The sequence below is a fragment of the Haliea sp. E1-2-M8 genome (genome assembly GCF_030649675.1).
Lineage (GTDB): Bacteria > Pseudomonadota > Gammaproteobacteria > Pseudomonadales > Halieaceae > Haliea.
Genome location: NZ_JAUTDR010000003.1, coordinates 82571 through 105235 on the forward strand (window position 1 = coordinate 82571; position 22665 = coordinate 105235).

Genomic DNA, 22665 nt, shown 5'->3' on the forward strand with positions numbered 1-22665 from the left:
CCTAAGATGCCTCGGCTCCGCGCATCCTACCCCCTTCCCCCGGGATCGGGAAATGCCGACGGGGCGGCGACCATTTTCCGGGCGGAGAGAGGCGGTCTCGGTAGACTTAGCTGAACCATCAGGCCCTTCACCAAGCAAGCAGGAATCATACCTATGGCAACTGAATCACTGCCCGTGCTCGCCATCCTCGGCGGTACCGGCGACCTGGGAACGGGGCTGGCCCGGCGCTGGGCCAAGGCTGGCTACCGCGTCATCATCGGCTCGCGTACCCCGGACAAGGCCGAGGCCGCTGCCACTGATCTGCGCGCGGTCATGGCAGAACGCGGTGCGGCCGCGGTGAATGTCGAGGCCATGGAAAACCTGGCGGCGGCCGAGGCGGCCGAGATTGTGGTCATCACCGTGCCTTTCAGTCACCAGAAAGCCACGCTGGAGCTGGTTGCGCCGGCCCTGCAAGGCAAGATCCTTATCGATGTAACGGTGCCGCTGGTGCCGCCGCGGGTTGCGCGGGTGCAGTTGCCGCCGGAAGGCAGCGCGGGCCAGATTGCCCAGGACCTGCTGGGCGAAGGCGTGGCTGTTGTTTCCGCCTTCCAGAATGTGGCTGCGGCGCATCTGCAGGACACCGGAGCCGTGGATTGCGACGTGCTGGTCTGTGGCGACAAGAAAGAGGCCCGGGCGGAAGTGATCAAGCTGGTTGAAGCCGCCGGTCTGCGTGGCTTCCACGCCGGCATGATTGCCAATGCCGCCGCCGCCGAGGCGCTGACCTCGGTACTGATTACCATCAACAAGCAGTACAACTGCCACGCCGGAATCCGCATTTCCGGCCTGGAAAGCCATGAATGAGCGCACGCCTCGAGCTGATTCCGCTGGAGAATTTTCCCGAGGTTGTTCCGGGGGATGATCTGGCGGCGCTGATTGCCGCCAGTCTGGAGGCCAGTGCGCTGACCCTGCAGGACGGCGATGTCCTGGTGCTGGCGCAGAAGATCGTGTCCAAGGCCGAGGGGCGCTACCGCCGCCTGGCAGAGGTGGAACCCGGCCCCAGGGCTCTGGAACTGGCCCGCGACACGGACAAGGATCCGCGCCTGGTGGAGCTTATCCTGCGCGAGTCGCGGGAGGTTCTGCGGGTGCGGCCGGGAGTGATTATCGTCGAACATCGGCTCGGATATGTGCACGCCAACGCCGGGATCGATCGCTCCAACATACGCAATGATCCCGCTGATCCCCAGGTGCTGCTGCTGCCGGAGGATTGCGACGCCTCTGCTGCGGCGCTGCGCGAGGCGCTCGCAGTCCGCTGCGGCACGGCGCCCCAGATCATCATCAACGACAGCGCCGGCCGCGCCTGGCGCATGGGCACGGTGGGCCTGGCGCTGGGTACCGCGGGCCTGGATCCACTGTTCAACCAGATCGGGGAGCAGGATCGTTTCGGCAACCGCCTGGAAGTCACCGAGCCCGCCGTGGCGGACGAACTCGCCAGTGCCGCGTCGCTGGTGATGGGCCAGGCCGCCGAGGGCCTGCCGGTGGTGCTGGCTCGCGGCGCCCGGCTGCGGCCGTCCAGCCGCAACGCCCGGGCGCTGCTGCGGCCCCGCGAGCAGGACATGTTTCGGTGACGCTGCCCACGGGGCCGGTGCTGGCACTGTCCGGGGGTGTCGGTGGCGCCAAACTGTGCCTGGGCCTGGATGATCAGCTGCCTGCCGGACAGCTGCACATCGCCTGCAATACCGGTGACGACTTCGAGCACCTGGGTCTCACCATCTGCCCCGACATCGACACCGTGCTTTATACCCTGGGGGGCATCAGCAACCCGCAGCAGGGCTGGGGCCTGGACGGGGAAACCTGGCAGGTGCTGGCCGCACTGGAGCAGCTGGGTGCGGATAGCTGGTTTCGCCTCGGCGATCGCGATCTCGCCACCCACCTCTGGCGCGCGGGCGAATTGGCGCGGGGTACAACCCTGTCCGCGGTTACGGCTGACCTGGGCAAGCGTCTCGGGGTAACAGCAGCGGTTTATCCCATGAGCGATGACCCGGTGCGGACGGTAGTGCAAACCGCCGCGGGTGACCTGCCGTTCCAGCATTACTTCGTGCGGGAACAGTGCCGTCCCCCGGTACACGGGTTCAGCTTTTCCGGTGTCGGCAGCGCAGCCCTGCAACCGGCCCTTGCGGCCCTGTGTGCGTCGGGGGCCCTGGGCGGGGTAATTATTTGTCCTTCCAACCCCTTTGTGAGCATAGATCCCATGCTGCAGCTGGACAGTTTCTGGCAGACCCTGCGAGAGTCGCAGGTTCCCGTGCTGGCAGTGGCGCCTATTGTCGCCGGCCAGGCGCTTAAAGGACCTGCGGCCAAGATGATGGCGGAGCTGAACCTGCCGGTCACCGCCACCGGGGTCGCGGCACACTATGCTCGACGCTATCCGGGCTTGATCGAAACGTTTGTGGTAGACCACAGTGACGCTACACTGGCACCGGCAATACAGAAGCTCGGCATGGAGGTGGAAGTGACGGCAACCATTATGCGCGAACGCGCTGACAAACAGGCCCTGGCAACGGTCTGTCTGGAGCTGTTGTGCCGCTGAATTGCCGCCCTGCTGTACATGCGGTGTTGCCGCTGAAACAGCTGGACGGGGCCAAGACCCGTCTGGCGGGCCTGCTCGACAGCGAGCAGCGCCGGACCCTGGCACTGGCGATGGCCCGGGATGTACTGGCGGCGCTTTGCGCCCACCCGGCCATCAGCAGCATCACCCTGGTTTCGGACGATACCGATGCGCGCGATCTGGCGGCTGTGACGGCCGTGCGCCTGTGGTCTGAACAGGGTCTGCTGGCAGAGGGTGAATCCCCGTCAATGACGGGCCCGCTACCGGCACTGAACGGGGTGCTGACGGCCGCTTGCGCGCGTCTGCGCCGTGAGGACGCCGACACTGAGTCCCTGCTGCTGGTGCTGCATGCGGACCTTCCCCTGTTGACGAGCGCGGATATCGACGCCGCCCTGGCCTGTGCCGAAGCCCGCAGCGGGCTGGTCGTGGGGGTGGATGCCACAGGTACCGGCACCAACCTGTTGCTGTTTCCCGCGAGCACGCTACCCCGTTTCGCCTTTGGCCCGGACAGCAGCAGTGCCCACCTTGCGTGGGCCCGGGCGCAGGGCTTGCCCGGCCGCAACCTGCAGCGGCCCGGTATTGCCCGCGATATAGATACCCCGACAGATCTCCTGCAGCTGCACCACCAGGCTGCAACTATGCCCCCCGGGCACACCAGGAGCTGGTTGCAGTCCCTGGCCGAGCCGCCGGACAGCGCCCGCGCCCTGGCCCTGGCGGACTGCGATGATACCTCCGCCCTGGTGGCCCTGGCTGGCCAGCTGCGGGATCTGGGCCACGGCAATGTGGTGACGTATTCGCGCAAGGTGTTTATTCCCCTGACCCGGCTGTGCCGCGATGTCTGCCATTACTGCACCTTCGCCACCACGCCGAAGAAGGTGGAGGCGCCCTTCATGAGCGTCGACGAGGTGCTGGAGCTGTGCCGCCAGGGCGCAGAACTCGGCTGCCAGGAAGCCCTGCTGACCCTGGGCGAGAAGCCCGAGCTGCGTTACCGTGCAGCCCGCGAGGCACTGGCGGCGCTGGGCTTTGCCAGCACCCTGGAGTACGTGGCACACGTGGCAGGGCGAATTATCGAAGAGACGGGCCTGCTGCCCCATATCAATGCGGGTTGCATGACCACGGAAGAGATCGCTTTACTGCGCCCGGTCAGTGCTTCCATGGGCATCATGCTGGAGTCCGCGTCCGCGCGGCTGTGCGAGAAGGGCATGCCCCACCACGGTTCCCCGGACAAGGTGCCGGCGGAAAGGCTGCGCACCCTGGCCCTGGCCGGCGCGGCAAACGTGCCGTTCACCTCCGGGATTCTGATCGGCATTGGGGAAACCCGCCGCGAGCGCATTGAGTCCCTGCTGGCCCTGCGTGCGGTGCACCAGGAATACGGCCACCTGCAGGAAATCATCGTGCAGAACTTCCGCGCCAAGCCAGGCACCCTGATGGCCCGGGCGCCGGAACCTGATCTGCAAGAGCTGCTCTGGACCCTGGCGGTGGCGCGCATCATCTTTGGCCCGGCCATGAGCATCCAGGCACCACCCAATCTCAGCCCCGGCGTACTGCCGCAGCTTCTGGCTGCGGGGATCAATGACTGGGGCGGCGTGTCGCCCCTGACGCCCGACCACGTCAACCCGGAAGCGCCGTGGCCGCATCTGGACCAGCTGGCCCGTGAGACCGCCGCCGCCGGTAAATTCCTGGAACAGCGGCTGACAATTTACCCGACCTATGCCAACGCACCGCAGACCTGGCTGGATCCCGCGGTGCAATCCCCGGTGCTGCGCCAGCAGGACGCCGCGGGCTTTGCCCGCCGCGACAGCTGGATGCCGGGTGAGGAGGCGCCGGTGCCAAACGTGGAGGCGGGCCTGCTCAGCGAGCCGGTCAATGCCTTCGCCGTGGGCGCTGATCTGCGCGAGATCGTGGAACGCTGCGAGAGCGGCACCGCGCTTGCGGAAGCAGACCTGGAGCGCCTGTTTACCGCCCGCGGCCCCGAATTCCGCTTCGTGGTGGACGCCGCGGACCGGCTGCGCCGCCAGCGCTGTGGCGACACGGTCAGCTACGCCATCAATCGCAATATCAACTATACCAACGTCTGCTATTTCAAGTGCCAGTTCTGCGCCTTCTCCAAGGGCAAGCACAGCGAGGAGCTGCGGGGGCGCCCCTACGACATCAGCGCCACCGAGATCGCCCGCCGCTGCCGCGAGGCCTGGCAGCGCGGAGCCACCGAAGTCTGCATGCAGGGCGGCATTCACCCGGACTACACCGGGCAGACTTACCTGGACATTCTCGCCACCGTGCGTGCCGCCACGCCGGAGATGCACATCCATGCCTTTTCGCCGCTGGAAGTGTGGCAGGGTGCGGCGACCCTGGGTGTGTCCCTCGAGGATTTCCTGCGCCAGCTGCAGGCGGCGGGGCTGGACACCCTGCCGGGTACGGCGGCGGAAATCCTTGATGACGAGGTTCGTGCCACCCTGTGCCCGGACAAGCTCAACAGCGCCGAGTGGCTGCAGGTAATGGAAACCGCGCACCGGGTGGGCTTCCGCACTACCGCCACCATCATGTATGGCCATATCGAGCAGCCCCGGCACTGGGCCCGGCACCTGCTGGCGGTGCGCGAGTTGCAGGCCCGCACCGGCGGCTTTACCGAGCTGGTGCCGCTGCCCTTCGTGCACATGGAGGCGCCGATGTTCCTGCGCGGGCGCGCCCGCCGCGGCCCCACCTTCCGCGAGGCGGTGCTGATGCACGCGGTGTCGCGGCTGGTCCTGCACGGCCATATCGACAACATCCAGACCAGCTGGGTGAAGATGGGCGGTGCCGGGGTGGATGTGTGCCTCAACGCCGGGGCCAACGACCTCGGCGGCACTCTGATGAACGAGAGCATTACCCGCGCCGCCGGTGCAGCCCACGGCCAGGAATGGGCGCCGGCCGTAATGGAGCAGCGCATCCGCAGCCTGGGTCGCCAGCCGCGTCTGCGCAATACTCTGTATGCCGACGCCCCGGCTGAACGCCGCGAGGCTGCAGGTTCTGCGGCCGAGCTGCTGCCGGTGGACAACGCCGACGCCGGCAAACGCGCCCGCGACAAACGCCTGCTACTGGCTACGGATGCGCCGCGCCCGGTGCCGCCAGAGCAGGTGGTGCTGATGGCGGCCTGTAACTGAGGATGTCCACGATACAGCTGGAAGCGAGCTGGCTGGCGCCGCTGGCCGACGAATTTCAGCAGCCCTACATGCACGCGCTCAGGGACTTCCTGCAGCAGGAAAAGCACAGCGGGGTCAGCGTGTTTCCCCCCGGCCCCGAGATATTCAACGCCTTTGCGCATACGCCTCTGCACAAGGTGAAGGTGGTTATCCTCGGCCAGGATCCCTATCACGGCCCAGGCCAGGCTCACGGCCTCTGTTTCTCGGTGCGCCCGGGTGTCGCCATTCCGCCCTCTCTGCAGAATATCTACAAGGAGATCCAGCGCGACCTCGGTATTACGCCCCCCGGCCACGGCAACCTGACCGCCTGGGCCGACCGGGGTGTGCTGCTGCTGAACAGCGTGCTGACGGTGGCGGCCAACCGCGCCGCTTCCCATCGGGGCAAGGGCTGGGAAACCTTTACCGATCGGGTGGTGGAGCTGGTCAACCGCGAACGTGAGAATGTGGTGTTCATGCTGTGGGGCAGCTATGCCCAGCGCAAGGGTGCGGTAATCGACAGCCGGCGTCACTGTGTGTTGCAGGCGCCGCATCCCTCACCCCTGAGTGCCCACCGCGGGTTTATTGGCTGCGGGCATTTCAGTGCGGCGAATGCGTATTTGCAGGCGCAGGGGCAGGCGCCTGTTGACTGGGCCCTGCCGCCAGCCTGAACCTTTAGCCGAACGGTACGGGGTAGGGGAGTTCCAACACCTCCACGGTCTGCTCGCCGGCGGGCGCCAGGCGCAGGCCTTCCTCCGCGGCAAGCCGTGTGGTGGTGATCAATGCCAGCGCCGTGCCGTCGTCTGCGATTGCGGCATTCACGATCTGGGCCGCGGGGCGTTCCTTTCCTTGCAGATACAGTGGTTCCCCGGCACTGGCTGCGGTACCCGCGGGCAACTGCACCAACAGCATGCGGCGCTTCGCTTTTCCCTTGTAGTGCATCCGCGCGATGACTTCCTGGCCGGGATAACAGCCCTTGCGAAAGTTGATATGGCCGCTGAGGTCGTAATTGAGCTGTTGCGGGAGCAACTCGCCGGTGGTCGCCGCGGTGATGCGGGCGATACCGCGGCGCAGGTTCGCGGCCTCCCAGTCCGCCTCGCTGGCCGCCGGGAGAGCTTCTTCAAGCTGTTCCTGCAGCGCGGGCTGCTCGCTGCGGCTTAGCCAAACCTCGAAGCATTCACTCTTGCCGTCGAGTTGCAGTACCAGGGCGCCGGCTTCCCCGCTCCAGGCCAGGTCTGTCTCGGGCAACGCCGGGAACAGCGGCCGCAGCGTCTCGGCAGTGCCCCCGCCCCGGCAGCCGAGCAGCTCCCACTCGTCAGCTGCGGCTCGCAGGGTTACCTTGGAGAACATCGCAAACCGCCCGAGCGCGGCAAGGGTGCTGTCCATGATGTCTCGCCGCAGGCGCAGCAGGATGCGTTCGGGACCCAACGCCAGGGCGATGAAGTCCGCCAGTACCCGGCCCTGGGGATTACAGAAGGTGCCGTAGCTGGCAGTGCCGGGATGCAACTGTTTCAGATCGCAGCTGGCCTGGTTGTGCAGAAAGGTCATGGCGTCGCGGCCAGTGACCTCGAGCAGGGCGTCTCCCTGCAAACGAGAGAGGGTGGGAGTGGTTTGGCTGAGGCTCTGGGCGCTGCTTGCTGACACGGTGACGAATACTCCTCCGTTGATTCTGCGCTGTGCGGCTATTTCGCTTTATGGCCGTCCGAGCCGCTATAATAGCCGCTTTTGATGTTCCCGTACGGGGGCGGAGCTGCCATGCTGGGCACTGAAGAACACAATCGCATGCGCTGGGCCAGTCGGCGCGGCATGCTGGAGCTGGACCTGGTTCTGGAGCCTTTCGTCAATCAGCGCTTCCCGCAGCTGGACGCGGCGGACCGGGACCGCTATCGGCAGCTGATGCTCTCCGAAGATCAGGAACTGTTCGGCTGGTTTCTGCGCCGGGAGGTCCCCGAGGACCCGGAGCTGGCCGCCATTGTCCGCATCATACTCACCTTCACTCGTCCTGACCTGGACTGACCACCGGCCGCGCCCGGCCTGGTGCGCGGCGTGTCTGCTGTTGCTGATCGCGCTTGCCGAGATTGCCTGGCGAGGTCACAGCCTGTGGGCATTGGCTGGGCTGGTGCTCTGGTGCCCGCTCGCATGGTTCGGATTGCCACCCCGGCCGGCCCTCCAATCCTTGCTGCTGGAACCTCAGGCTTGCGCGTTGCGGCAGGCGGCCGACGCCAGCCCCATGGCGATAGATCTGCTGCCGGGTACAGTATTGTTGCCGTGGGTGGTGGTCCTGCACTGGCGCCCGGCCGCTGGCCGCGGCCGACGCTTCCTGTGGTTGTGGGCCCGCGACCTCGGCGACGACAGCTTTCGCGATCTGCGGCGCTGGTGGCTGGTATTTGGCCAGAAGGGCCGATGAAAAGGGCCGACTCTTGAGCCTGGCGGCACTGACAGCGCTGTTTGTCACAGCCTTTGGCGCGGCAACGCTGCTTCCCCTGCAGTCCGAGGCCGTTCTCGTTGGCTTGCTGCTTCAGGGTGAGCATCCGGTCTCCCTCCTCCTGGCCGTGGCTACTGCGGGCAATGTGCTGGGCGCCATCGTCAACTGGTGGCTGGGTCGCTATATCGAACACTGGCGGGAGAGGCGCTGGTTTCCTGTCAGCGGGTCTACACTTGACCGGGCGCAGGTGAGATATCATCGTTACGGTCGCTGGTCCCTGCTGTTGTCCTGGGCGCCAATTATCGGCGATCCGCTGACCCTGGTCGCGGGCGTGATGAAGGAGCCGTTCTGGAGCTTTCTGCTGCTTGTAATCCTGGCCAAGGCGGGGCGTTACCTGGCACTTGCGGCCGCAGTCCTCGGCCTGGGGTGGTGGTAAGCCCACGCAGCCTGCCGCAGATAAAAACATCTGTTCCCGAGGATGGCAGTGTATGAACACCTTTACCTCGACGAAGTTGCTCTTGCTGCTGCCCCTGCTGGCCGGGCTGCTGAGCGGCTGCGGCGCGACGATCCTGCCGCCGACTTCAGTGGAACAGCCACGCGCCGTCTATTTTCTCCAGCATGCCCGCCACAGCTCGCTGCTGCTGACCGCCGCCGATAGCAGTCGGATGCGCTACGCCTACGGCGACTGGGCCTGGTATGTCGAGGGACGGGAAGGTTTGTACAGTGGTGCCCGAGCCCTGCTGTGGCCGAGCCGGGCGGCGTTGGGGCGCTTGTCGTTACCGCCGGGGCAAGATGGAGAACTGCTTGAGCATGTGATCGGCGTCGGCATTGATCGCGCCCACTGTTTGCGGCTGGAGGCGGAGCTGGTCGACCGGTTACTTGCGGAGCTGGATGCCCAGTATCGCGCCGGAGAAGTGCCACCTCAATTCAATGCCACTCGCAACCTGCACTTCGTCAGACACCCGCGGGCCTACACTTTGCTGCACAATTCCAACCAGGTCACCGCGAGCTGGCTGCGTGACCTTGGGGTGCAGGTGCGTGGCAACCCGGCGTTGGGGGGCTGGGAGCTCAATGCCTCGTCGAGGGACGCCGCAGCTGACGCTGATTTCACTGAGGGCGCCAGATGTCCATGAATGCACTGGCTGTGTAGACTCATGACTGATGACAAAAGGACATCGCATCCAACAGAAAGAGACAAGGCGACGCATGCACGCGCGTCTCCTTTAAGCGATAGTATTCGCGGGGAGGCGAAACTAATGGCTTCCGTACTGACTAATGCCAGAGCCCTGTTCAGCGCGGAAGCGCTGGAAAATCCCTACCCTCTATACACGACCATGCGTTCCCTGGGGCCGGTGTGCCAACTTGGCAGCACCCGTGCCTTCTTCGTGGGAACCCACGCCGCGGTGACAGAAGTGGTCATGCGACACGAGGACTTTTCTGCCAACCTGGAGCGGATGCTGGTGCGTGGCGATGACGGCAAGCCGCGGGTATTCGATCTGGCCGGCGCCGGTCATGCCAGCAATGTACTCGCCACCGCGGATGAACCCGAACACGCGGTGCACCGGCGCATGCTGGTGCAGCCCCTGAAGGCCGCTGCTATCGCCGCCCTGGAGCCGGCCATGCGTGCACTCGCCGCGGAGCGCGTAGATTCGCTGGTGGCGGCGGGCGGTGGGGACTTCTGTGCCGCCCTGGCCGAGCCCTTGCCCGCCTGGGTTGTGAGCAGGTTGCTGGGCCTGGGCGACCATGCGCTGGAGGCGGTTCAGCGCTGGGCGATGATGGGCGGAGACTTTCTTGCAGGTACGCTGGATGCCGACCGCCTGGCGACGGTGCTGACCGAGACCGGGCATCAGCACGCCTACCTTGAGGCACATCTTGATGCGGTAGCGGGGTCACACGATGATTCGCTGACGGCCGTGCTGGCCGGCGCGGTCGAGAGTGGGCTGATCACCAAGCAACAGGCGGTGGGCATGCTGGTGATTCTGTTCGGCGCCGCCGGGGAGTCCACGGCCAGTCTCCTGGGTTCGGCCGTGCGCCTGTTCGCCGAAGATGCGGAGTTGCAGCAGCGCCTGCGAGTCGATCCCGGTCTGATCCCCGGATTTCTGGAAGAGGTAGTTCGGTTGGAGACCCCTTTCAAGTTTCACTACCGCGTGGTGCGCCGTGAAACCCGGCTCTGTGGAACTGTGCTGAAGCCCGATGATTTGTTAGTGGTGAGCTGGGCCGCTGCCAACCGGGACCCGGAGCAGTGGCCCGATCCGGAAATACTGCTTTTGGAACGGCCCGCGGGTGCGCGCCATCTCGGGTTCGGCTACGGCATACACTTCTGTATCGGCGCGCCGCTGGCTCGCCTCGAAGCGCGCGTGGCGCTGGAGGAGCTGCTGGCGCGCAGCCGCCGTATCGCGCTGGATGCCGCCCGTTCGCCCGAACATGTGCCGAGCCTGTTTGTGCGTCGGTTGCGGTATTTGTATCTGAAGATGACATGACAGGAATCTTGTGTTGACGCTGTCGCCATCGGAGCGGGAGGGCGATTCGCTTGCTGTCCCGCAGAAGTGCCCGGATGAGCTATCATCAAACGAGTTTGTTTGTACCGACTGACGGGGAGAATCCGGGCCATGAACCTGCCGTTTCCTGACCGCGCCAGCGCCGGCCGCAGGCTGGCTGCAGCGCTGGAATCCTATCGCGGGCGAGACCCTCTCATCGTCCTCGCCCTGCCTCGTGGCGGGGTGCCGGTGGCGGCAGAGGTTGTGGCTCACATCGGCGGCAGCCTGGATGTCATGATAGTCCGCAAGCTGGGCTTGCCCGGCCAGGATGAACTTGCCATGGGCGCCATTGCCAGCGGCGGTATTCGCATCCTCAATCAGGAGCTGATTGCACAGGCGGCGATCAGCGAGGCTGCGTTGCAGGCGGTAACCGCGCGGGAAAGACTGGAGCTCGCCAGGCGCGAGCGGGTGTTCCGCGGCGAGCGCCCGTGGCCAGAACTGCACGGTGCTACGGTGATTCTTGTGGATGACGGCCTGGCCACCGGCGCCAGCATGCGTGCGGCGGTGTCCGCAGTCCGCGAGTTCCAGCCGCGGGAGGTCGTGGTCGCGGTACCGGTGGCGCCGCCGGACACCATCCGGGTACTGCGTGGGCAGGCGGATGCCGTCGTGTGCCTGGAAACCCCGGAACCGTTCCGCGCGATCGGCCTGTGGTACGGCGATTTCACCCAGGTCGCGGACGCGGAGGTGCGCCGCATCCTGCAGCGCTGCTGGACACAATGAGGTACTGGCATGACAAGTGAGAATGGTGGCAGCTCCGAGACCGTCAGTCTGGCCTTGTCCGATGCTGTTCTGGAGGGGGCGCTGGTGCTGCCGGCCGGGTCGGTGGGGGTGGTCGCCTTCGCCCATGGCAGCGGCAGCAGCCGGTTCAGCTCCCGCAACCAGGCCGTGGCCCGCTATCTGAACGAGGCCGGTCTGGGCACACTGTTGTTCGACCTGCTGAGCCGGGAGGAAAACCAGGTAGACGAGGTCACCCGGGAATTCCGTTTTGACATCCCCCTGATCGGCAGGCGCATGAGCGAGGCGGTCCAGTGGCTTGCGCGGCAGCCGCAGACAATGAGCTTGCGGCTGGGGTTATTCGGTGCCAGCACGGGAGCGGCGGCCGCGCTGGTGGCGGCGGCGGAAAACCCCGGCCAGGTGCAGGCGGTGGTGTCCCGGGGCGGGCGGCCCGATCTGGCCGCCGGGTTGCTGCCCATGGTGCAAGCGCCCACGCTGCTGATTGTGGGTGGCCTGGACAGGGAGGTGATAGAACTCAACCGGGCGGCCGCTGCCGGCCTGCGCTGCGAACACGCAGTGGAAATTGTTCCCGGTGCCACGCACCTGTTCGCCGAAGCGGGGACCCTGGATCGGGTCCAGCAGCTGGCTGCGGACTGGTTTCTGCGTCATCTGGCAACCCCCGGGCAGCCCCCCTGGCGATGACGGCCCCGGCCCAGCCCCGGCTCGAGGACAAGATCGCCTTCCTTGCCGCTGCCAGTAGCTACCCCGGTTACCGTGGAGAGGTCGCCGTGGTGGAGACGCATCTGTCCCTGATATTCATGACCCGGGAACGGGCTTACAAGCTGAAAAAGCCCGTGCGCCGTGCGCTGATTGATTTCACCGGCATCGACGCCCGCTACCGTAATTGCCTGGAAGAACTGCGGCTCAACCGGCGCCTGGGTGGGGACACCTATATCGGCATCGAACCCCTGTGCCTGTTGCCGGGTGGCCGGCTGCACCTGGGCCGCGGCGGTGTGCCGGTGGACTGGCTGGTGGTGATGCGGCGCCTCCCCGAGCAGGCCATGCTGGACAACCAGATCCGGGCAGGCCGGCTGGATGGTGAGGCCCTGGCGCAGGCGGCGGCGCTACTGGCGCGCTTTTATCAGGCCGAAGAGCCGGTTGCAATGACTGGCGAGCAGTACCGGCAGCGGCTTGTCGACAATGTGACACAGCTGTTCGCGGAGCTGGAGTCCTTTCCCCTGCCGGCGGATGCACTGCGTTCCCTGCGCCAGGGTCAGCTCACCCTGCTGGAGACCCACGGTGAACTCTTTGCCGCCCGTGCCCGGCAGGGGATGATCCTGGAAGCCCACGGCGACCTGCGCCCCGAGCACCTGTGCCTGAGTCATCCACCGGTGATCATCGACTGCCTGGAATTCAGTCGCGACCTGCGCCTGCAGGATCGGGCGGACGAACTGGTATTCCTGGCCATGGAGTGCGACAAACTGGGCGCGCCCGAGGTGGGGGAGACAGTGTTCAGAGTCTATGGCGAGATTACGGGCGACTGGCCGCAGGCGCCCTTGCTGGACCTCTACCGGCGCTACCGGGCCTGTATTCGCGCCAGGCTCTGCGCCGGGCATCTGGGCGATGTGCCGGAGGTACAGGCTGAACACTGGTTGCGGCGGGCGCGGGAGTATCTCGGCCTGGCCGTGGAGTACACCCGCGGCTAGTCCTCGGCCAGGTCCAAAGCCGCCAGCGAGCCCCCCTGGTGCAGGCGGCGTATGGCTTCGCCTATCAGCGGAGCTACCGTCACCGTGACTATTTTGTTTTGCCGCAGTGATTGCGGTTGCAGTGCGGCTGGCAGGCTGTCGCTTACCAGCAAGTGGTTCAGGGGTGGGGTCGCCAGAGCGCTCTCGGCGCCGGGACCAAATACACCGTGGCTGGCGATGGCGTCGACCTGACTCGCCCCCTGTGCACGAAACGCCTCGGCGGCCCGCTGCAGGGTGCTCCCGCTGGCGACAAGGTCGTCCACGATCAGTACCCGGCGCCCGGACACTGCGCCCACTACTGTGGCACCGCTGAGTTTGCCGCTGCTGCGGTGTTTTTCCATGAAAGCGCTGGCCACGGGCCTGCCCAGGCGCCGCTCCAGGGCCTGGCGAAACAGCTCAGCCCGCTTGACGCCGCCGATATCCGGGGAGGCCACGGTAATCTGCTCTTCACCCAGCCCGGCAAGGCAGTACTTGATGAAAGCATCGTGCGCTGACAGGTGGACGGTGCGGCAGCGAAAGGCATTGTCAAAAGCAGCGCGGCTATGCACGTCCATGGTCACCACCTGATCCACGCCCATCGCCTCCAGCAGCTGGGCCAGGTAGCGGGAGGTGACCGGGTCACGGGGCTTGGTTTTCCGCTCCTTGCGCGCATAGCAGAGGTAGGGAATCACCGCAGTGACACTTGCAGCCCCGTTTTCCCGGAAACAGCCGAGCATGAACAGCAGTCGCACCAGCCGGTCGTTGAGGCTGAGCTGTTTGTCGCCATAGAGGGACTGCACCACATAGACATCCCGCTGGCGAACGCTTTCCAGGGGGCGGATCTTGTGTTCTCCGTCTTCGAAATCGCGTTCCTCGTGCGTCCCCAGGGGGATTCCGAGTAGGTCCGCAACCCGGCCGGCGAAGTCTGCGCCGCTACGCAGGCTGAACAGAACGGGATCCGGTTTCGACATCAGAGAACCCCCCGCCGTGGTGCCGTGATACCGGCTGGGTCAGACCAGGCTCGCTGGCGGCTGTCCCGCCCGGGATTGGTGCCTGGGTCAGATTCGCTCCAGTACCACCACCGGAATCTGCCGATCGGTCTTCGCCTGATAGTCGGTATAGGGCGCATAGTAGTCCACCATCAGCTGCCACAGCCGCTCGCGCTCCTCACCCTCCGCGTCGCGCGCCCGTGCCTTGAAGCTGTCGCTGGCGACCTGGACCTCCACCTCTGGATTGGCCTCCAGGTTAAAATACCAGGCGGGATGGGCCGGAGAGCCACCCTTGGAGGCGATCACGCAGTAGCCACCGTCGCCGGTGGGGCGGTAGATCAGGGGCAGGGTCAGCTCCTTGCCGGATTTGCGCCCGGTAGTGGTGAGCAGCAGGGTGGTCAGCATGCCTTCGCCACCGCCCAGTGAGGCATCCCAGTAATGGCCGGCCTCGGGGTCGCGGCGATAGAGTTCAATGTGCTCTTTGATCCAGTCAGGCAGGGAGTCTGGGATTTGTTCACTCATGGCTATCGCTCCGGTTCAGGGGTGTCACAACAGCATAGCGCGGTGCGCGCTGGATACAAGGAGCGGCGTGCTAGGGTACCAGCACCGTATCCGCCGCCTCCGGCAGCAAGTCGGGATAGTCGAGCGTGAAGTGCAAGCCACGGCTCTCCTTGCGGGCCTGGGCGCAGCGGATCATCAGCTCCGCTACCATGGCCAGGTTGCGCAATTCCAGCAGGTCGTTGCTGACCTTGTAGTTACTGTAGTACTCGTTTATTTCAGCCTGCAGCAGGGCAATCCGGTGCTCTGCCCGGGCCAGGCGCTTGTTGGTACGCACGATCCCGACGTAGTCCCACATGAAGCGGCGCAGCTCGTCCCAGTTGTGCGAGATCACCACGTCCTCGTCGGAGTCGGTAACCTGACTTTCGTCCCAGGCTGCAGCGGGATGAGGCTGCGGCGCGCGGTCGATGGTGGCGGCGATATCGGCGGCGGCGGATTCAGCGTAGACAATGCACTCCAGCAGAGAGTTGCTGGCCATGCGGTTGGCCCCGTGCAGGCCGGTGCTGGAGGCCTCGCCGATGACATAGAGACCCTCCACATCACTGCGCCCGGCAGTATCCACCACCACGCCGCCGCAGGTGTAGTGGGCTGCGGGAACCACGGGGATGGGCTCGCGCCCGATGTCTATACCCAGCTCGAGGCAGCGGGCGCTGATGGTGGGAAAGTGCTCCTCCAGGAAGTCTCGCGACTTGTGGGAGATGTCCAGGTAGACACAGTCGATACCCAGGCGCTTCATCTCGTGGTCGATGGCGCGGGCGACGATATCCCGCGGCGCCAGTTCGCCCCGTGAGTCAAACCGGTCCATGAAGCGGCTGCCATCGGGCAACAGCAGTTTGCCGCCCTCGCCGCGGATGGCCTCGGTGATGAGGAAGGACTTCGCCTTCGGGTGGTACAGGCAGGTGGGGTGAAACTGGTTGAATTCCAGGTTGGCGACCCGGCAACCCGCGCGCCAGGCGATGGCGATGCCGTCGCCGCTGGCGCCGTCGGGGTTGCTGGTATAAAGATAGGCCTTGCTGGCGCCGCCGGTGGCGAGCACCACCGCCCTGGCCTGGAACAGTTCCACCCGGTCGCTGCGCCGATCGAAGATATAGGCACCTTCGCAGCGCCCCTCGTGCTGGACCAGATCCACCGCGACCCGGTGCGGGAACACCTCGATGTTGTCCGCCGCCAGTACCCGCTCAGTGAGCACCTCGGAAATTGCCCGGCCGGTCCGGTCCGCAGCGTGGATGATGCGGCGGTGGCTGTGGCCACCTTCCATGGCGAGGTGGAATTCCTTGGCGGCATCCGGCAGGTGGTCGAAGTCCACCCCCTGGTCCACCAGCCACTCGACACAGCTGCGGCTGTTGCTGACGGTAAAGCGCACCGCCTCCTCGTCGCAGAGGCCGGCTCCCGCCACCAGCGTGTCGGCGACGTGTGACTCCACGGTGTCCTCTGAGTCCAGCACGGCTGCCATTCCGCCCTGGGCCCAGTAGGTGGAGCCCTGGTTGAGATCGCCCTTGGAAAGCAGGGCGATACGCAGATGGGAGGGCAGGCGCAGGGCGGCACTGAGGCCTGCGGCACCGCTGCCAACGATGAGAACGTCGTGCTGGAATGAGTTGCTGGACATGAGAATGGTGCTTGCTGCCTCTGGGTGCTGAAATATATTATGTGTCTCAATAACTTACGTAGCGTAAAATACGGCAGGTCACCGGCACAGCGAGTATAAACGAGGTGCCCCGGATTAAGGAAATGCAGGATTGCGGAACTTTTGTGGTGTCAGAACCTCATACAGGCAGCACGGTATGGGTGTAGAAGCATCTGTGGCCGGCGGCGGAGCTAGCGGCCAGGATGGGCTGTGGACCAAACTGTCATGAATCAGGGAAGGAGTCAGGACATGACAGCGGCACCACCAACGGACCAGCAGCTCGTCGCCAGGGTGCAGAAAGGCGATTCCCGTGCTTTCGACATGCTGGTGCTGAAGTACCAGCACAAGATACTGGGTTTGATCAGCCGCTATGTACACGATTCCGACGAGGTTCAGGATGTCGCCCAGGAGGCCTTTATCAAGGCCTATCGCGCGCTGCCGCGATTTCGAGGTGATAGCGCCTTCTATACCTGGCTTTATCGGATTGCGATCAACACCGCCAAGAATCACCTCGTCGCGAGATCCCGGCGTCCGCCTGGCTCGGATGTGGAGATCGGCGATGCCGAATATTTCGAAGGCGGGGGCGCGCTGCGGGAGATCGAAACTCCGGAGACAGCCCTGTTTGGTGCCGAGCTCAAGCAGGTGGTAGAGCGGGCGATCAAGGATTTGCCTGATGATTTGCGTACAGCGGTAACTTTGCGCGAGTTTGATGGTCTCACTTATGAGGACATTGCCGAGATCATGGATTGTCCTGTCGGTACCGTCCGGTCGCGGATCTTTCGCGCCCGCGAGGCCATCGACAAGAAAGTGCGGGAGCAGATCGACGGTGTGTAGTGTCAGCGACTTCAGCGGCAACAATATCAGCAGAGTGGAACCGGCCATGGCAATAGTTCGCAGCAGCAATCATTCGATATACGTGAAGCAAAGCGGAGGGCCGGCATTATGACGGAGCAACTGCGAGAATCACTCTCTGCCCTCATGGATGATGAGGCCAATGAACTTGAAGTGCAGCGGCTGCTGGGCCAGCTTGGTGAAGACGAGGCGCTGCGCCAGACCTGGGTTCGCTACAACCTGGCCCGGTCAGTTATTTCCGGGCAGCCCGTAGGCCGCGTCAATCTCGATATCTCCCAGCAGGTCAGTGCCGCAATTGCCGCTGATGCCAAGCTTTCAGCCGGCGTCTGGCAGCGCCTGACCCGCCCGGTAGCGAGTCTTGCGGTGGCGGCATCGGTAACGGCCGTGGTCGTTCTCGGTGGGCAGCAATTGTACCAGGCGGGTGACCCCGACGCCGGAATCGCGGCCCCGGTCGCGGCCACGGGCGTCTCAGCGGTCGGCTTCGTCAACAGTCTCGGTGCCGTGCCCCTGCGCGCCAGCTACGGCAACCAGGCCATGCCCGAACTGGAACCTGCGGCTCGTACCGCCTACCGCGAACTCGCGCGGCAGCGCATGTACCTTTATATGCAGGAGCATGCAGAGCACGCAGCACTCAATTCCCCTCAGGGCTTGATCCCATTCGCGCGCGTACCCCATATCGAGGAGTGAACCCACAGTGGTGATCACTACGCGATCGCTGTTCCACGCCCTGGCTGTCAATACCGCCCTGCTTGCCTGCATCTTCATCGCCACTCCGGCGCCTGCCGCGACCTGCTCGGAAACCGATGCAGAGGCGCTGGGCTGGCTCGCCAAAATGTCCCGGAGCTACCGCGAGGTGGCCTATCAGGGAGTGGTCACGTTCCAGCGCGGTGGTGACCTCCAGGTCATGCAGATCGCGCGTTCGGTGGAAGTAGGCGAGAGCTCAGAGCTTCTCACCCGGCTGACCGGACAGGGAGCCCAGGTCGTGCGCGCTGCACATCCTCTCGATTGCACGCATCCCGGCCAGCAGTTGTTACAGCTGGGCGACCAATTGCCTGCCTCGGGCTGTGGTATGGCAGAATACTACCGGTTCCAGGTGGGTGAGGGCGATCGCATCGCCGGCCGCCAGGCAGTGAGGGTGGGGATCCAGCCCCGCGATATGTACCGGTATGGCTATGTGCTGGAACTGGACCGTGAAACCGGTTTGTTGTTGGGTATCAGCACTCTCGGTCGCGGCGATCAATTGCTTGAGCGCTTCCAGTTTGCAGACCTTCACTACGGCGAGCCGGAGTCACCGCAGCGGGTTGTGGAGACTGTTCATCCCGCTCGCCATCCGCACCCGGACGTGGCTGACGAGGGGCCTGCCCTCACAGCCTCCTGGTCGGTGAGCTGGCTGCCCCGCGGCTTTACCCCGACCGACTCCGCTGAGGCAGTCAGTCCCCGTCGCACCTACACCGACGGCCTGGCCGTGTTCTCCGTATTCCTCGAACAGTTGTCCCGGGAGTTGCGTCCCGGCGAGGGCGTGGTCCGTGAGGGCAGCACCACCTCGTATACCCGTGGCATGAGCCTTGCGGGGCAGCCAATGCTGGTCACGGTGGTCGGCGAGGTGCCCTTGAACACCGCCCGCATGGTGGCTGATTCGATCAGGTTGGTGCGCTGATGCCGACGGAAACGGGGCGCATCGTTGCCATAGACGCTGACAGCCTGTGGGTTGAAACCATCCGCAAGAGTACCTGTGGCACCTGTTCGGCGCAGAAAGGTTGCGGCCATGGTCTGCTCAACCGGATCCGCGACGGCCAGCGCGGCCTGGTCCGGGTCCTGCCGGGGACATTTCCCCTGGCGGACTGTCGGGTTAATGACGAAGTCAGTATCAGCCTGCCCGACGAGGTGATACTGCGCGGTTCCCTGATCGTCTATATGCTGCCACTGGTGACGATGCTCGCCGGGGCTTCTGCCGGCGGTCACTGGCTGCCCTGGTCAGCGGATCTGGCCGCGGTGGCGGGCGCAGTCGCGGGCTTTGCCGGCGGCGTCGCGCTGGTGCGCTGGCACGCCTGGCACCACCGGGATGACGCCCGTTTGCAGCCGGTGCTGGCGGCTGTGGCCCGTGGGCAGGCGAGGGAATTGCAGACCCTGCAACCGCTCTGACCACATTTTCATTTTTCACTTTTGACATGGATTGATTACATGATTTCCCGCAGAACTTTGCCGACACTTTTCATCCTTTGCCTGACTCTGGTGGCTCCCGGATTGGCGGCACAGTCGCCGCCGGAATTCCGCGATATTGTTAAATCGGGCTCACCCGCGGTGGTCAAGATCATCGTCCAGTACCCGCCTGGTCGCAGCGCCCGCAATCCCCACGAGATGGAGGAGATTCCCGAGTACCTGCGTCGCTTTTTCGAGTTTCGCGGCGAACAGCCGCCGATGCCGCAGCAACGGCAGCGCATGTCCATGGGCTCCGGTTTTATCATCTCTGACGACGGCTATATCGTAACCAACAATCACGTCGTCGAAGGCGCCGACAATGTACTGGTAAGGATGATCGACCGCCGCGAGTTCGAAGCGGAAGTGGTGGGTACCGACCCGCGCTCGGACCTGGCCCTGCTCCGGGTCGACGCCAGCGGCCTCCCGTCCCTGCGTATTGAAAGCAGTGACAAGCTGGAGGTCGGGGAGTGGGTGCTGGCCATTGGCTCCCCGTTTGGACTCGACTATTCGGTGACCGCCGGCATCGTCAGTGCGATGGGGCGCAGCCTGCCTACGGAGGAAGGGGAGAACTATGTGCCCTTCGTGCAGACCGACGTCGCCATCAATCCGGGCAATTCAGGCGGCCCGCTGTTCAATCTCAAGGGCGAAGTGGTGGGAGTCAACTCCCAGATCTTTACCCGTAGCGGTGGCTCTATTGGCCTCTCTTTTGCGATTCCCGCCAGCGTGGTACGCAACGTTGTGGCCCAGCTCAAGGATAGCGGTCGCGTCACCCGCGGCTGGCTGGGGGTGACGATCCAGGATGTCGACAAGACCCTGGCGGAATCCTTCGGCCTCGACCGGCCCCAGGGGGCATTGGTAGCGCAACTGGCCGAGGGCGGCCCAGCTGCCAAAGGGGGCCTGCAGCCAGGGGACGTAATCCTGCGGTTCGCCGGCAAGGATATCCCCACCTCGGCGGAACTGCCTCACGTGGTCGGCTTGACCGCGCCGGATACCACGGTGCCGGTTGAAATCATGCGTGACCGCAAGCGCAAGACCCTGCGGGTCAAGGTCGGCGGCCTCGATGCCGATGACAGCTATGCCCTGAACAACGAAAATACCGCTCAGGATCGCGGCGGCCGCCTCGGAATACTGGTAGAGGACGCCGGTGCCGAAGCACTGGAACGCTTCGGCGTCGCCGGCGGTGTGCTGGTGCGGCAGGTGGCTCCGGGTTCCGTGGCCGCCGAGGCCGGCGTACTGCCGGGTGACGTCATCACCATGCTGGGCTCCAGCCCGGTCAAGGATGTGGCGGCGTTCGAACGCGCGGTGTCGCGCCTGTCTGCCGGCGATTCGATCCCGCTGCGCCTGATTCGTCGCGGCGCGCCGCTGTTTATCGGCCTCAAACTGCGGGATTGACTCCGCTCGCAAACTGACTGACCCTGCCGCAGCGGCATGGCGGCGGCGGGGTCATTGGGGTACAATCGCGCGTCTTTTCGCCAGCACCCCGTGACCCCAACCGAGCCCAGTTGAGTGAGTGATCTAAGCCACATCCGCAATTTTTCGATTATCGCGCACATCGACCACGGCAAATCGACCCTCGCGGACCGCTTTATCCAGCACTGCGGTGGCCTGAGCCAGCGGGAGATGGCCGAGCAGGTGCTCGATTCCATGGATATCGAGCGCGAGCGTGGCATCACCATCAAGGCCCAGAGCGTCACCCTCAACTACACTGCCCGTGACGGCAAGGTGTACCAGCTCAACTTTATCGATACCCCCGGCCACGTCGACTTTTCCTATGAAGTGTCCCGGTCCCTGTCCGCCTGCGAAGGCGCCCTCCTGGTGGTAGATGCCGGCCAGGGTGTTGAAGCCCAGTCGGTCGCCAACTGCTATACGGCAATCGAACAGGGCCTGGAAGTCCTGCCCATCCTCAACAAGATGGATCTGCCGCAGGCAGACCCGGACAAGGTCAAGCAGGAAATCGAGGAAATCATTGGCATTGATGCCACCGAAGCCTGCCTGGTCAGCGCCAAGTCGGGGATGGGCATCGAGGATGCGCTGGAGTATCTGGTCGAGAATATTCCGCCGCCGGAGGGCGACATCAACGCGCCCCTGCAGGCCCTGATTATCGACTCCTGGTTCGACAACTACCTCGGCGTGGTGTCGCTGGTGCGGGTCAAGCAGGGAGTGCTGCGCAAGCGTGAGAAAATGATTACCAAGTCCACCGGCCGGGTACACCAGATCGACGCGGTCGGCATATTTACCCCCAAGCGGGTTGAGACGGGTGAGCTCAAGGCAGGCGAAGTGGGCTTTGTGGTGGCCGGCATCAAGGACATTCACGGTGCGCCGGTAGGCGATACCCTGGTCAACGCCCAGCACCCGGAGGTGCCATCCCTGCCCGGGTTCAAGCAGGTCAAGCCGCAGGTTTATGCGGGTATTTTTACCATCTCCACAGACGATTACGAGGATTTCCGCGACGCCCTGTCCAAGCTGACGCTCAACGACGCCTCCCTGTTCTACGAGCCCGAGACCTCCGACGCCCTGGGCTTTGGCTTCCGTTGCGGCTTCCTCGGCATGCTGCACATGGAGATTATCCAGGAGCGGCTGGAGCGGGAATACGATCTGGACCTGATTACCACGGCACCCACGGTAATCTACGAGGTGGTAAAGAAGAACGGCGAGATTATCCACGTCGACAGCCCCTCGAAACTGCCCGATCCAGGCGAAATCGAGGAGATGCGCGAGCCCATCGCACGCTGCAATATCCTGGTGCCCCAGGAGCACTTGGGCAATGTGATTACGCTCTGTGTCGAGAAGCGCGGCCTGCAAAAGGACATGCTGTTTCTGGGCACCCAGGTATCCGTGGTCTACGACATCCCTCTGGCGGAAGTAGTGTTGGATTTCTTCGACCGGCTGAAGTCGGTCAGTCGTGGTTACGCATCCCTGGACTACAGCTTTGACCGCTTCGAGCCCGCCAGCCTGGCACGCCTCGATGTGTTGATCAACGGCGAGCGGGTGGATGCGCTGGCGGTGATCGTGCACCGCGACCACACCATGCACCGGGGTCGGGTGCTCACCGAGAAAATGAAAGAACTGATCCCGCGGCAGATGTTCGATGTCGCGATTCAGGCCGCGGTAGGAGGCAAGGTCGTGGCCCGCCAGACCGTGAAGGCATTGCGCAAGAACGTCACGGCGAAGTGCTATGGCGGTGACGCCACACGCAAAAAGAAGCTGCTGGAGAAACAGAAGGCAGGCAAGAGACGCATGAAACAGGTCGGTAATGTGGAGATTCCCCAGTCGGCCTTCCTCGCGGTGCTGAAGGTAGATGGATAGC

At 64.6% G+C, this 22665-nt stretch carries 23 protein-coding genes; 19 read left to right on the forward strand and 4 right to left on the reverse strand.

Translation table 11 applies throughout. The features are described 5' to 3' along the window. Window positions 1-153 precede the first annotated feature (153 nt). From npdG to ung, 5 genes are read left to right on the forward strand one after another with little or no spacing between them, the layout of a single operon-like run. Window positions 154-840: an NADPH-dependent F420 reductase gene (gene npdG, locus Q6D67_RS03435; protein ID WP_304704173.1), complete on the forward strand. Its 687-nt coding sequence runs from the start codon at window positions 154-156 to the stop codon at window positions 838-840. Next, the gene (gene cofE / locus Q6D67_RS03440) at window positions 837-1604 is read left to right on the forward strand and encodes a coenzyme F420-0:L-glutamate ligase (protein WP_304704174.1); all 768 of its coding nucleotides are present in this window, start codon (window positions 837-839) and stop codon (window positions 1602-1604) included. The genes npdG and cofE overlap by 4 nt, the downstream gene beginning before the upstream one ends. Next, window positions 1601-2563 (forward strand): 2-phospho-L-lactate transferase, encoded by a 963-nt coding sequence (gene cofD, locus Q6D67_RS03445; RefSeq protein WP_304704175.1) that lies wholly within the window; start codon window positions 1601-1603, stop codon window positions 2561-2563. The genes cofE and cofD overlap by 4 nt, the downstream gene beginning before the upstream one ends. After that, entirely contained in the window at window positions 2554-5721 is a 3168-nt protein-coding gene (gene cofH / locus Q6D67_RS03450) for a 5-amino-6-(D-ribitylamino)uracil--L-tyrosine 4-hydroxyphenyl transferase CofH (RefSeq protein WP_304704176.1), read from the forward strand. The genes cofD and cofH overlap by 10 nt, the downstream gene beginning before the upstream one ends. A gap of 2 nt (window positions 5722-5723) precedes the next feature. Further along, window positions 5724-6407, forward strand: a complete 684-nt coding sequence (ung, locus tag Q6D67_RS03455) for a uracil-DNA glycosylase (protein WP_304704177.1) — start codon at window positions 5724-5726, stop codon at window positions 6405-6407. A gap of 4 nt (window positions 6408-6411) precedes the next feature. Here the strand turns inward: ung and Q6D67_RS03460 are convergent, their stop codons facing one another. Beyond that, window positions 6412-7380 (reverse strand): folate-binding protein YgfZ, encoded by a 969-nt coding sequence (locus tag Q6D67_RS03460; RefSeq protein ID WP_304704178.1) that lies wholly within the window; start codon window positions 7378-7380, stop codon window positions 6412-6414. Between the two features lie 111 nt (window positions 7381-7491). On the opposite strand from Q6D67_RS03460, the gene Q6D67_RS03465 reads away from it, so the two are divergent. The 8 genes from Q6D67_RS03465 to Q6D67_RS03500 all read left to right on the forward strand — a co-directional run bounded on the left by Q6D67_RS03465 (window position 7492) and on the right by Q6D67_RS03500 (window position 13118). Further along, window positions 7492-7752, forward strand: a complete 261-nt coding sequence (locus Q6D67_RS03465; protein WP_304704179.1) for a succinate dehydrogenase assembly factor 2 — start codon at window positions 7492-7494, stop codon at window positions 7750-7752. A gap of 40 nt (window positions 7753-7792) precedes the next feature. Beyond that, a complete protein-coding gene (locus Q6D67_RS03470; RefSeq protein WP_304704180.1) occupies window positions 7793-8143 on the forward strand; it encodes a hypothetical protein in 351 nt (116 codons plus the stop codon). A 19-nt stretch (window positions 8144-8162) separates the two neighbouring features. After that, on the forward strand, window positions 8163-8597 hold the full coding sequence (locus Q6D67_RS03475) for a YqaA family protein (RefSeq protein ID WP_304704324.1): 435 nt from the start codon (window positions 8163-8165) through the stop codon (window positions 8595-8597). Between the two features lie 52 nt (window positions 8598-8649). Then, window positions 8650-9294, forward strand: coding sequence for a DUF2459 domain-containing protein (locus Q6D67_RS03480; RefSeq protein ID WP_304704181.1), 645 nt, complete (start codon window positions 8650-8652; stop codon window positions 9292-9294). A gap of 123 nt (window positions 9295-9417) precedes the next feature. Continuing rightward, window positions 9418-10641, forward strand: a complete 1224-nt coding sequence (locus Q6D67_RS03485) for a cytochrome P450 (protein ID WP_304704182.1) — start codon at window positions 9418-9420, stop codon at window positions 10639-10641. Window positions 10642-10770: 129 nt separating this feature from the next. Continuing rightward, window positions 10771-11418, forward strand: a complete 648-nt coding sequence (locus Q6D67_RS03490; RefSeq protein ID WP_304704183.1) for a phosphoribosyltransferase — start codon at window positions 10771-10773, stop codon at window positions 11416-11418. A 9-nt stretch (window positions 11419-11427) separates the two neighbouring features. Further along, window positions 11428-12114, forward strand: a complete 687-nt coding sequence (locus Q6D67_RS03495) for a dienelactone hydrolase family protein (protein ID WP_304704184.1) — start codon at window positions 11428-11430, stop codon at window positions 12112-12114. Continuing rightward, a complete protein-coding gene (locus Q6D67_RS03500; protein ID WP_304704185.1) occupies window positions 12111-13118 on the forward strand; it encodes a hypothetical protein in 1008 nt (335 codons plus the stop codon). Before Q6D67_RS03495 ends, Q6D67_RS03500 begins: the two co-directional genes overlap by 4 nt. Here Q6D67_RS03500 and Q6D67_RS03505 read toward each other — a convergent pair. The 3 genes from Q6D67_RS03505 to nadB all read right to left on the reverse strand — a co-directional run bounded on the left by Q6D67_RS03505 (window position 13115) and on the right by nadB (window position 16289). Continuing rightward, complete coding sequence (locus Q6D67_RS03505; RefSeq protein ID WP_304704186.1) at window positions 13115-14107, reverse strand: ribose-phosphate pyrophosphokinase; 993 nt, start codon at window positions 14105-14107, stop codon at window positions 13115-13117. The two genes, Q6D67_RS03500 and Q6D67_RS03505, sit on opposite strands and share 4 nt — an antisense overlap. 87 nt (window positions 14108-14194) lie before the next feature. After that, the gene (locus tag Q6D67_RS03510) at window positions 14195-14647 is read right to left on the reverse strand and encodes a nitroreductase family deazaflavin-dependent oxidoreductase (protein WP_304704187.1); all 453 of its coding nucleotides are present in this window, start codon (window positions 14645-14647) and stop codon (window positions 14195-14197) included. Window positions 14648-14717: 70 nt separating this feature from the next. Continuing rightward, window positions 14718-16289, reverse strand: coding sequence for an L-aspartate oxidase (gene nadB / locus Q6D67_RS03515; RefSeq protein WP_304704188.1), 1572 nt, complete (start codon window positions 16287-16289; stop codon window positions 14718-14720). 267 nt (window positions 16290-16556) lie between these two features. On the opposite strand from nadB, the gene rpoE reads away from it, so the two are divergent. From rpoE to lepA, 6 genes are all read left to right on the forward strand, one after another. Beyond that, window positions 16557-17141 (forward strand): RNA polymerase sigma factor RpoE, encoded by a 585-nt coding sequence (gene rpoE / locus Q6D67_RS03520; RefSeq protein WP_304704189.1) that lies wholly within the window; start codon window positions 16557-16559, stop codon window positions 17139-17141. Window positions 17142-17249: 108 nt separating this feature from the next. After that, on the forward strand, window positions 17250-17846 hold the full coding sequence (locus Q6D67_RS03525; protein ID WP_304704190.1) for a sigma-E factor negative regulatory protein: 597 nt from the start codon (window positions 17250-17252) through the stop codon (window positions 17844-17846). 10 nt (window positions 17847-17856) lie between these two features. Then, window positions 17857-18816 carry a MucB/RseB C-terminal domain-containing protein gene (locus Q6D67_RS03530; protein ID WP_304704191.1) on the forward strand — a complete coding sequence of 320 codons (960 nt, stop codon included), beginning with the start codon at window positions 17857-17859 and terminating at the stop codon, window positions 18814-18816. Next, entirely contained in the window at window positions 18816-19301 is a 486-nt protein-coding gene (locus Q6D67_RS03535; RefSeq protein ID WP_304704192.1) for a SoxR reducing system RseC family protein, read from the forward strand. Before Q6D67_RS03530 ends, Q6D67_RS03535 begins: the two co-directional genes overlap by 1 nt. Window positions 19302-19340: 39 nt before the next feature. Further along, complete coding sequence (locus Q6D67_RS03540; RefSeq protein ID WP_304704193.1) at window positions 19341-20750, forward strand: DegQ family serine endoprotease; 1410 nt, start codon at window positions 19341-19343, stop codon at window positions 20748-20750. Window positions 20751-20864: 114 nt separating this feature from the next. Beyond that, a complete protein-coding gene (gene lepA / locus Q6D67_RS03545; protein ID WP_304704194.1) occupies window positions 20865-22664 on the forward strand; it encodes a translation elongation factor 4 in 1800 nt (599 codons plus the stop codon). Window position 22665 lies beyond the last annotated feature (1 nt).

Excerpts from the sequence above, each read along its gene's own strand:
- ung (WP_304704177.1), top strand. The coding sequence starts at position 5,724 with ATGTCCACGATACAGCTGGAAGCGAGCTGGCTGGCGCCGCTGGCCGAC.
- Q6D67_RS03535 (WP_304704192.1), top strand. The coding sequence starts at position 18,816 with ATGCCGACGGAAACGGGGCGCATCGTTGCCATAGACGCTGACAGCCTG.
- npdG (WP_304704173.1), top strand. The coding sequence starts at position 154 with ATGGCAACTGAATCACTGCCCGTGCTCGCCATCCTCGGCGGTACCGGC.
- Q6D67_RS03490 (WP_304704183.1), top strand. The coding sequence starts at position 10,771 with ATGAACCTGCCGTTTCCTGACCGCGCCAGCGCCGGCCGCAGGCTGGCT.
- Q6D67_RS03500 (WP_304704185.1), top strand. The coding sequence starts at position 12,111 with ATGACGGCCCCGGCCCAGCCCCGGCTCGAGGACAAGATCGCCTTCCTT.
- Q6D67_RS03485 (WP_304704182.1), top strand. The coding sequence starts at position 9,418 with ATGGCTTCCGTACTGACTAATGCCAGAGCCCTGTTCAGCGCGGAAGCG.
- cofE (WP_304704174.1), top strand. The coding sequence starts at position 837 with ATGAGCGCACGCCTCGAGCTGATTCCGCTGGAGAATTTTCCCGAGGTT.
- Q6D67_RS03480 (WP_304704181.1), top strand. The coding sequence starts at position 8,650 with ATGAACACCTTTACCTCGACGAAGTTGCTCTTGCTGCTGCCCCTGCTG.
- rpoE (WP_304704189.1), top strand. The coding sequence starts at position 16,557 with ATGACAGCGGCACCACCAACGGACCAGCAGCTCGTCGCCAGGGTGCAG.
- Q6D67_RS03540 (WP_304704193.1), top strand. The coding sequence starts at position 19,341 with ATGATTTCCCGCAGAACTTTGCCGACACTTTTCATCCTTTGCCTGACT.
- Q6D67_RS03510 (WP_304704187.1), bottom strand. The coding sequence starts at position 14,647 with ATGAGTGAACAAATCCCAGACTCCCTGCCTGACTGGATCAAAGAGCAC.
- nadB (WP_304704188.1), bottom strand. The coding sequence starts at position 16,289 with ATGTCCAGCAACTCATTCCAGCACGACGTTCTCATCGTTGGCAGCGGT.
- Q6D67_RS03525 (WP_304704190.1), top strand. The coding sequence starts at position 17,250 with ATGACGGAGCAACTGCGAGAATCACTCTCTGCCCTCATGGATGATGAG.
- Q6D67_RS03505 (WP_304704186.1), bottom strand. The coding sequence starts at position 14,107 with ATGTCGAAACCGGATCCCGTTCTGTTCAGCCTGCGTAGCGGCGCAGAC.
- Q6D67_RS03465 (WP_304704179.1), top strand. The coding sequence starts at position 7,492 with ATGCTGGGCACTGAAGAACACAATCGCATGCGCTGGGCCAGTCGGCGC.
- Q6D67_RS03495 (WP_304704184.1), top strand. The coding sequence starts at position 11,428 with ATGACAAGTGAGAATGGTGGCAGCTCCGAGACCGTCAGTCTGGCCTTG.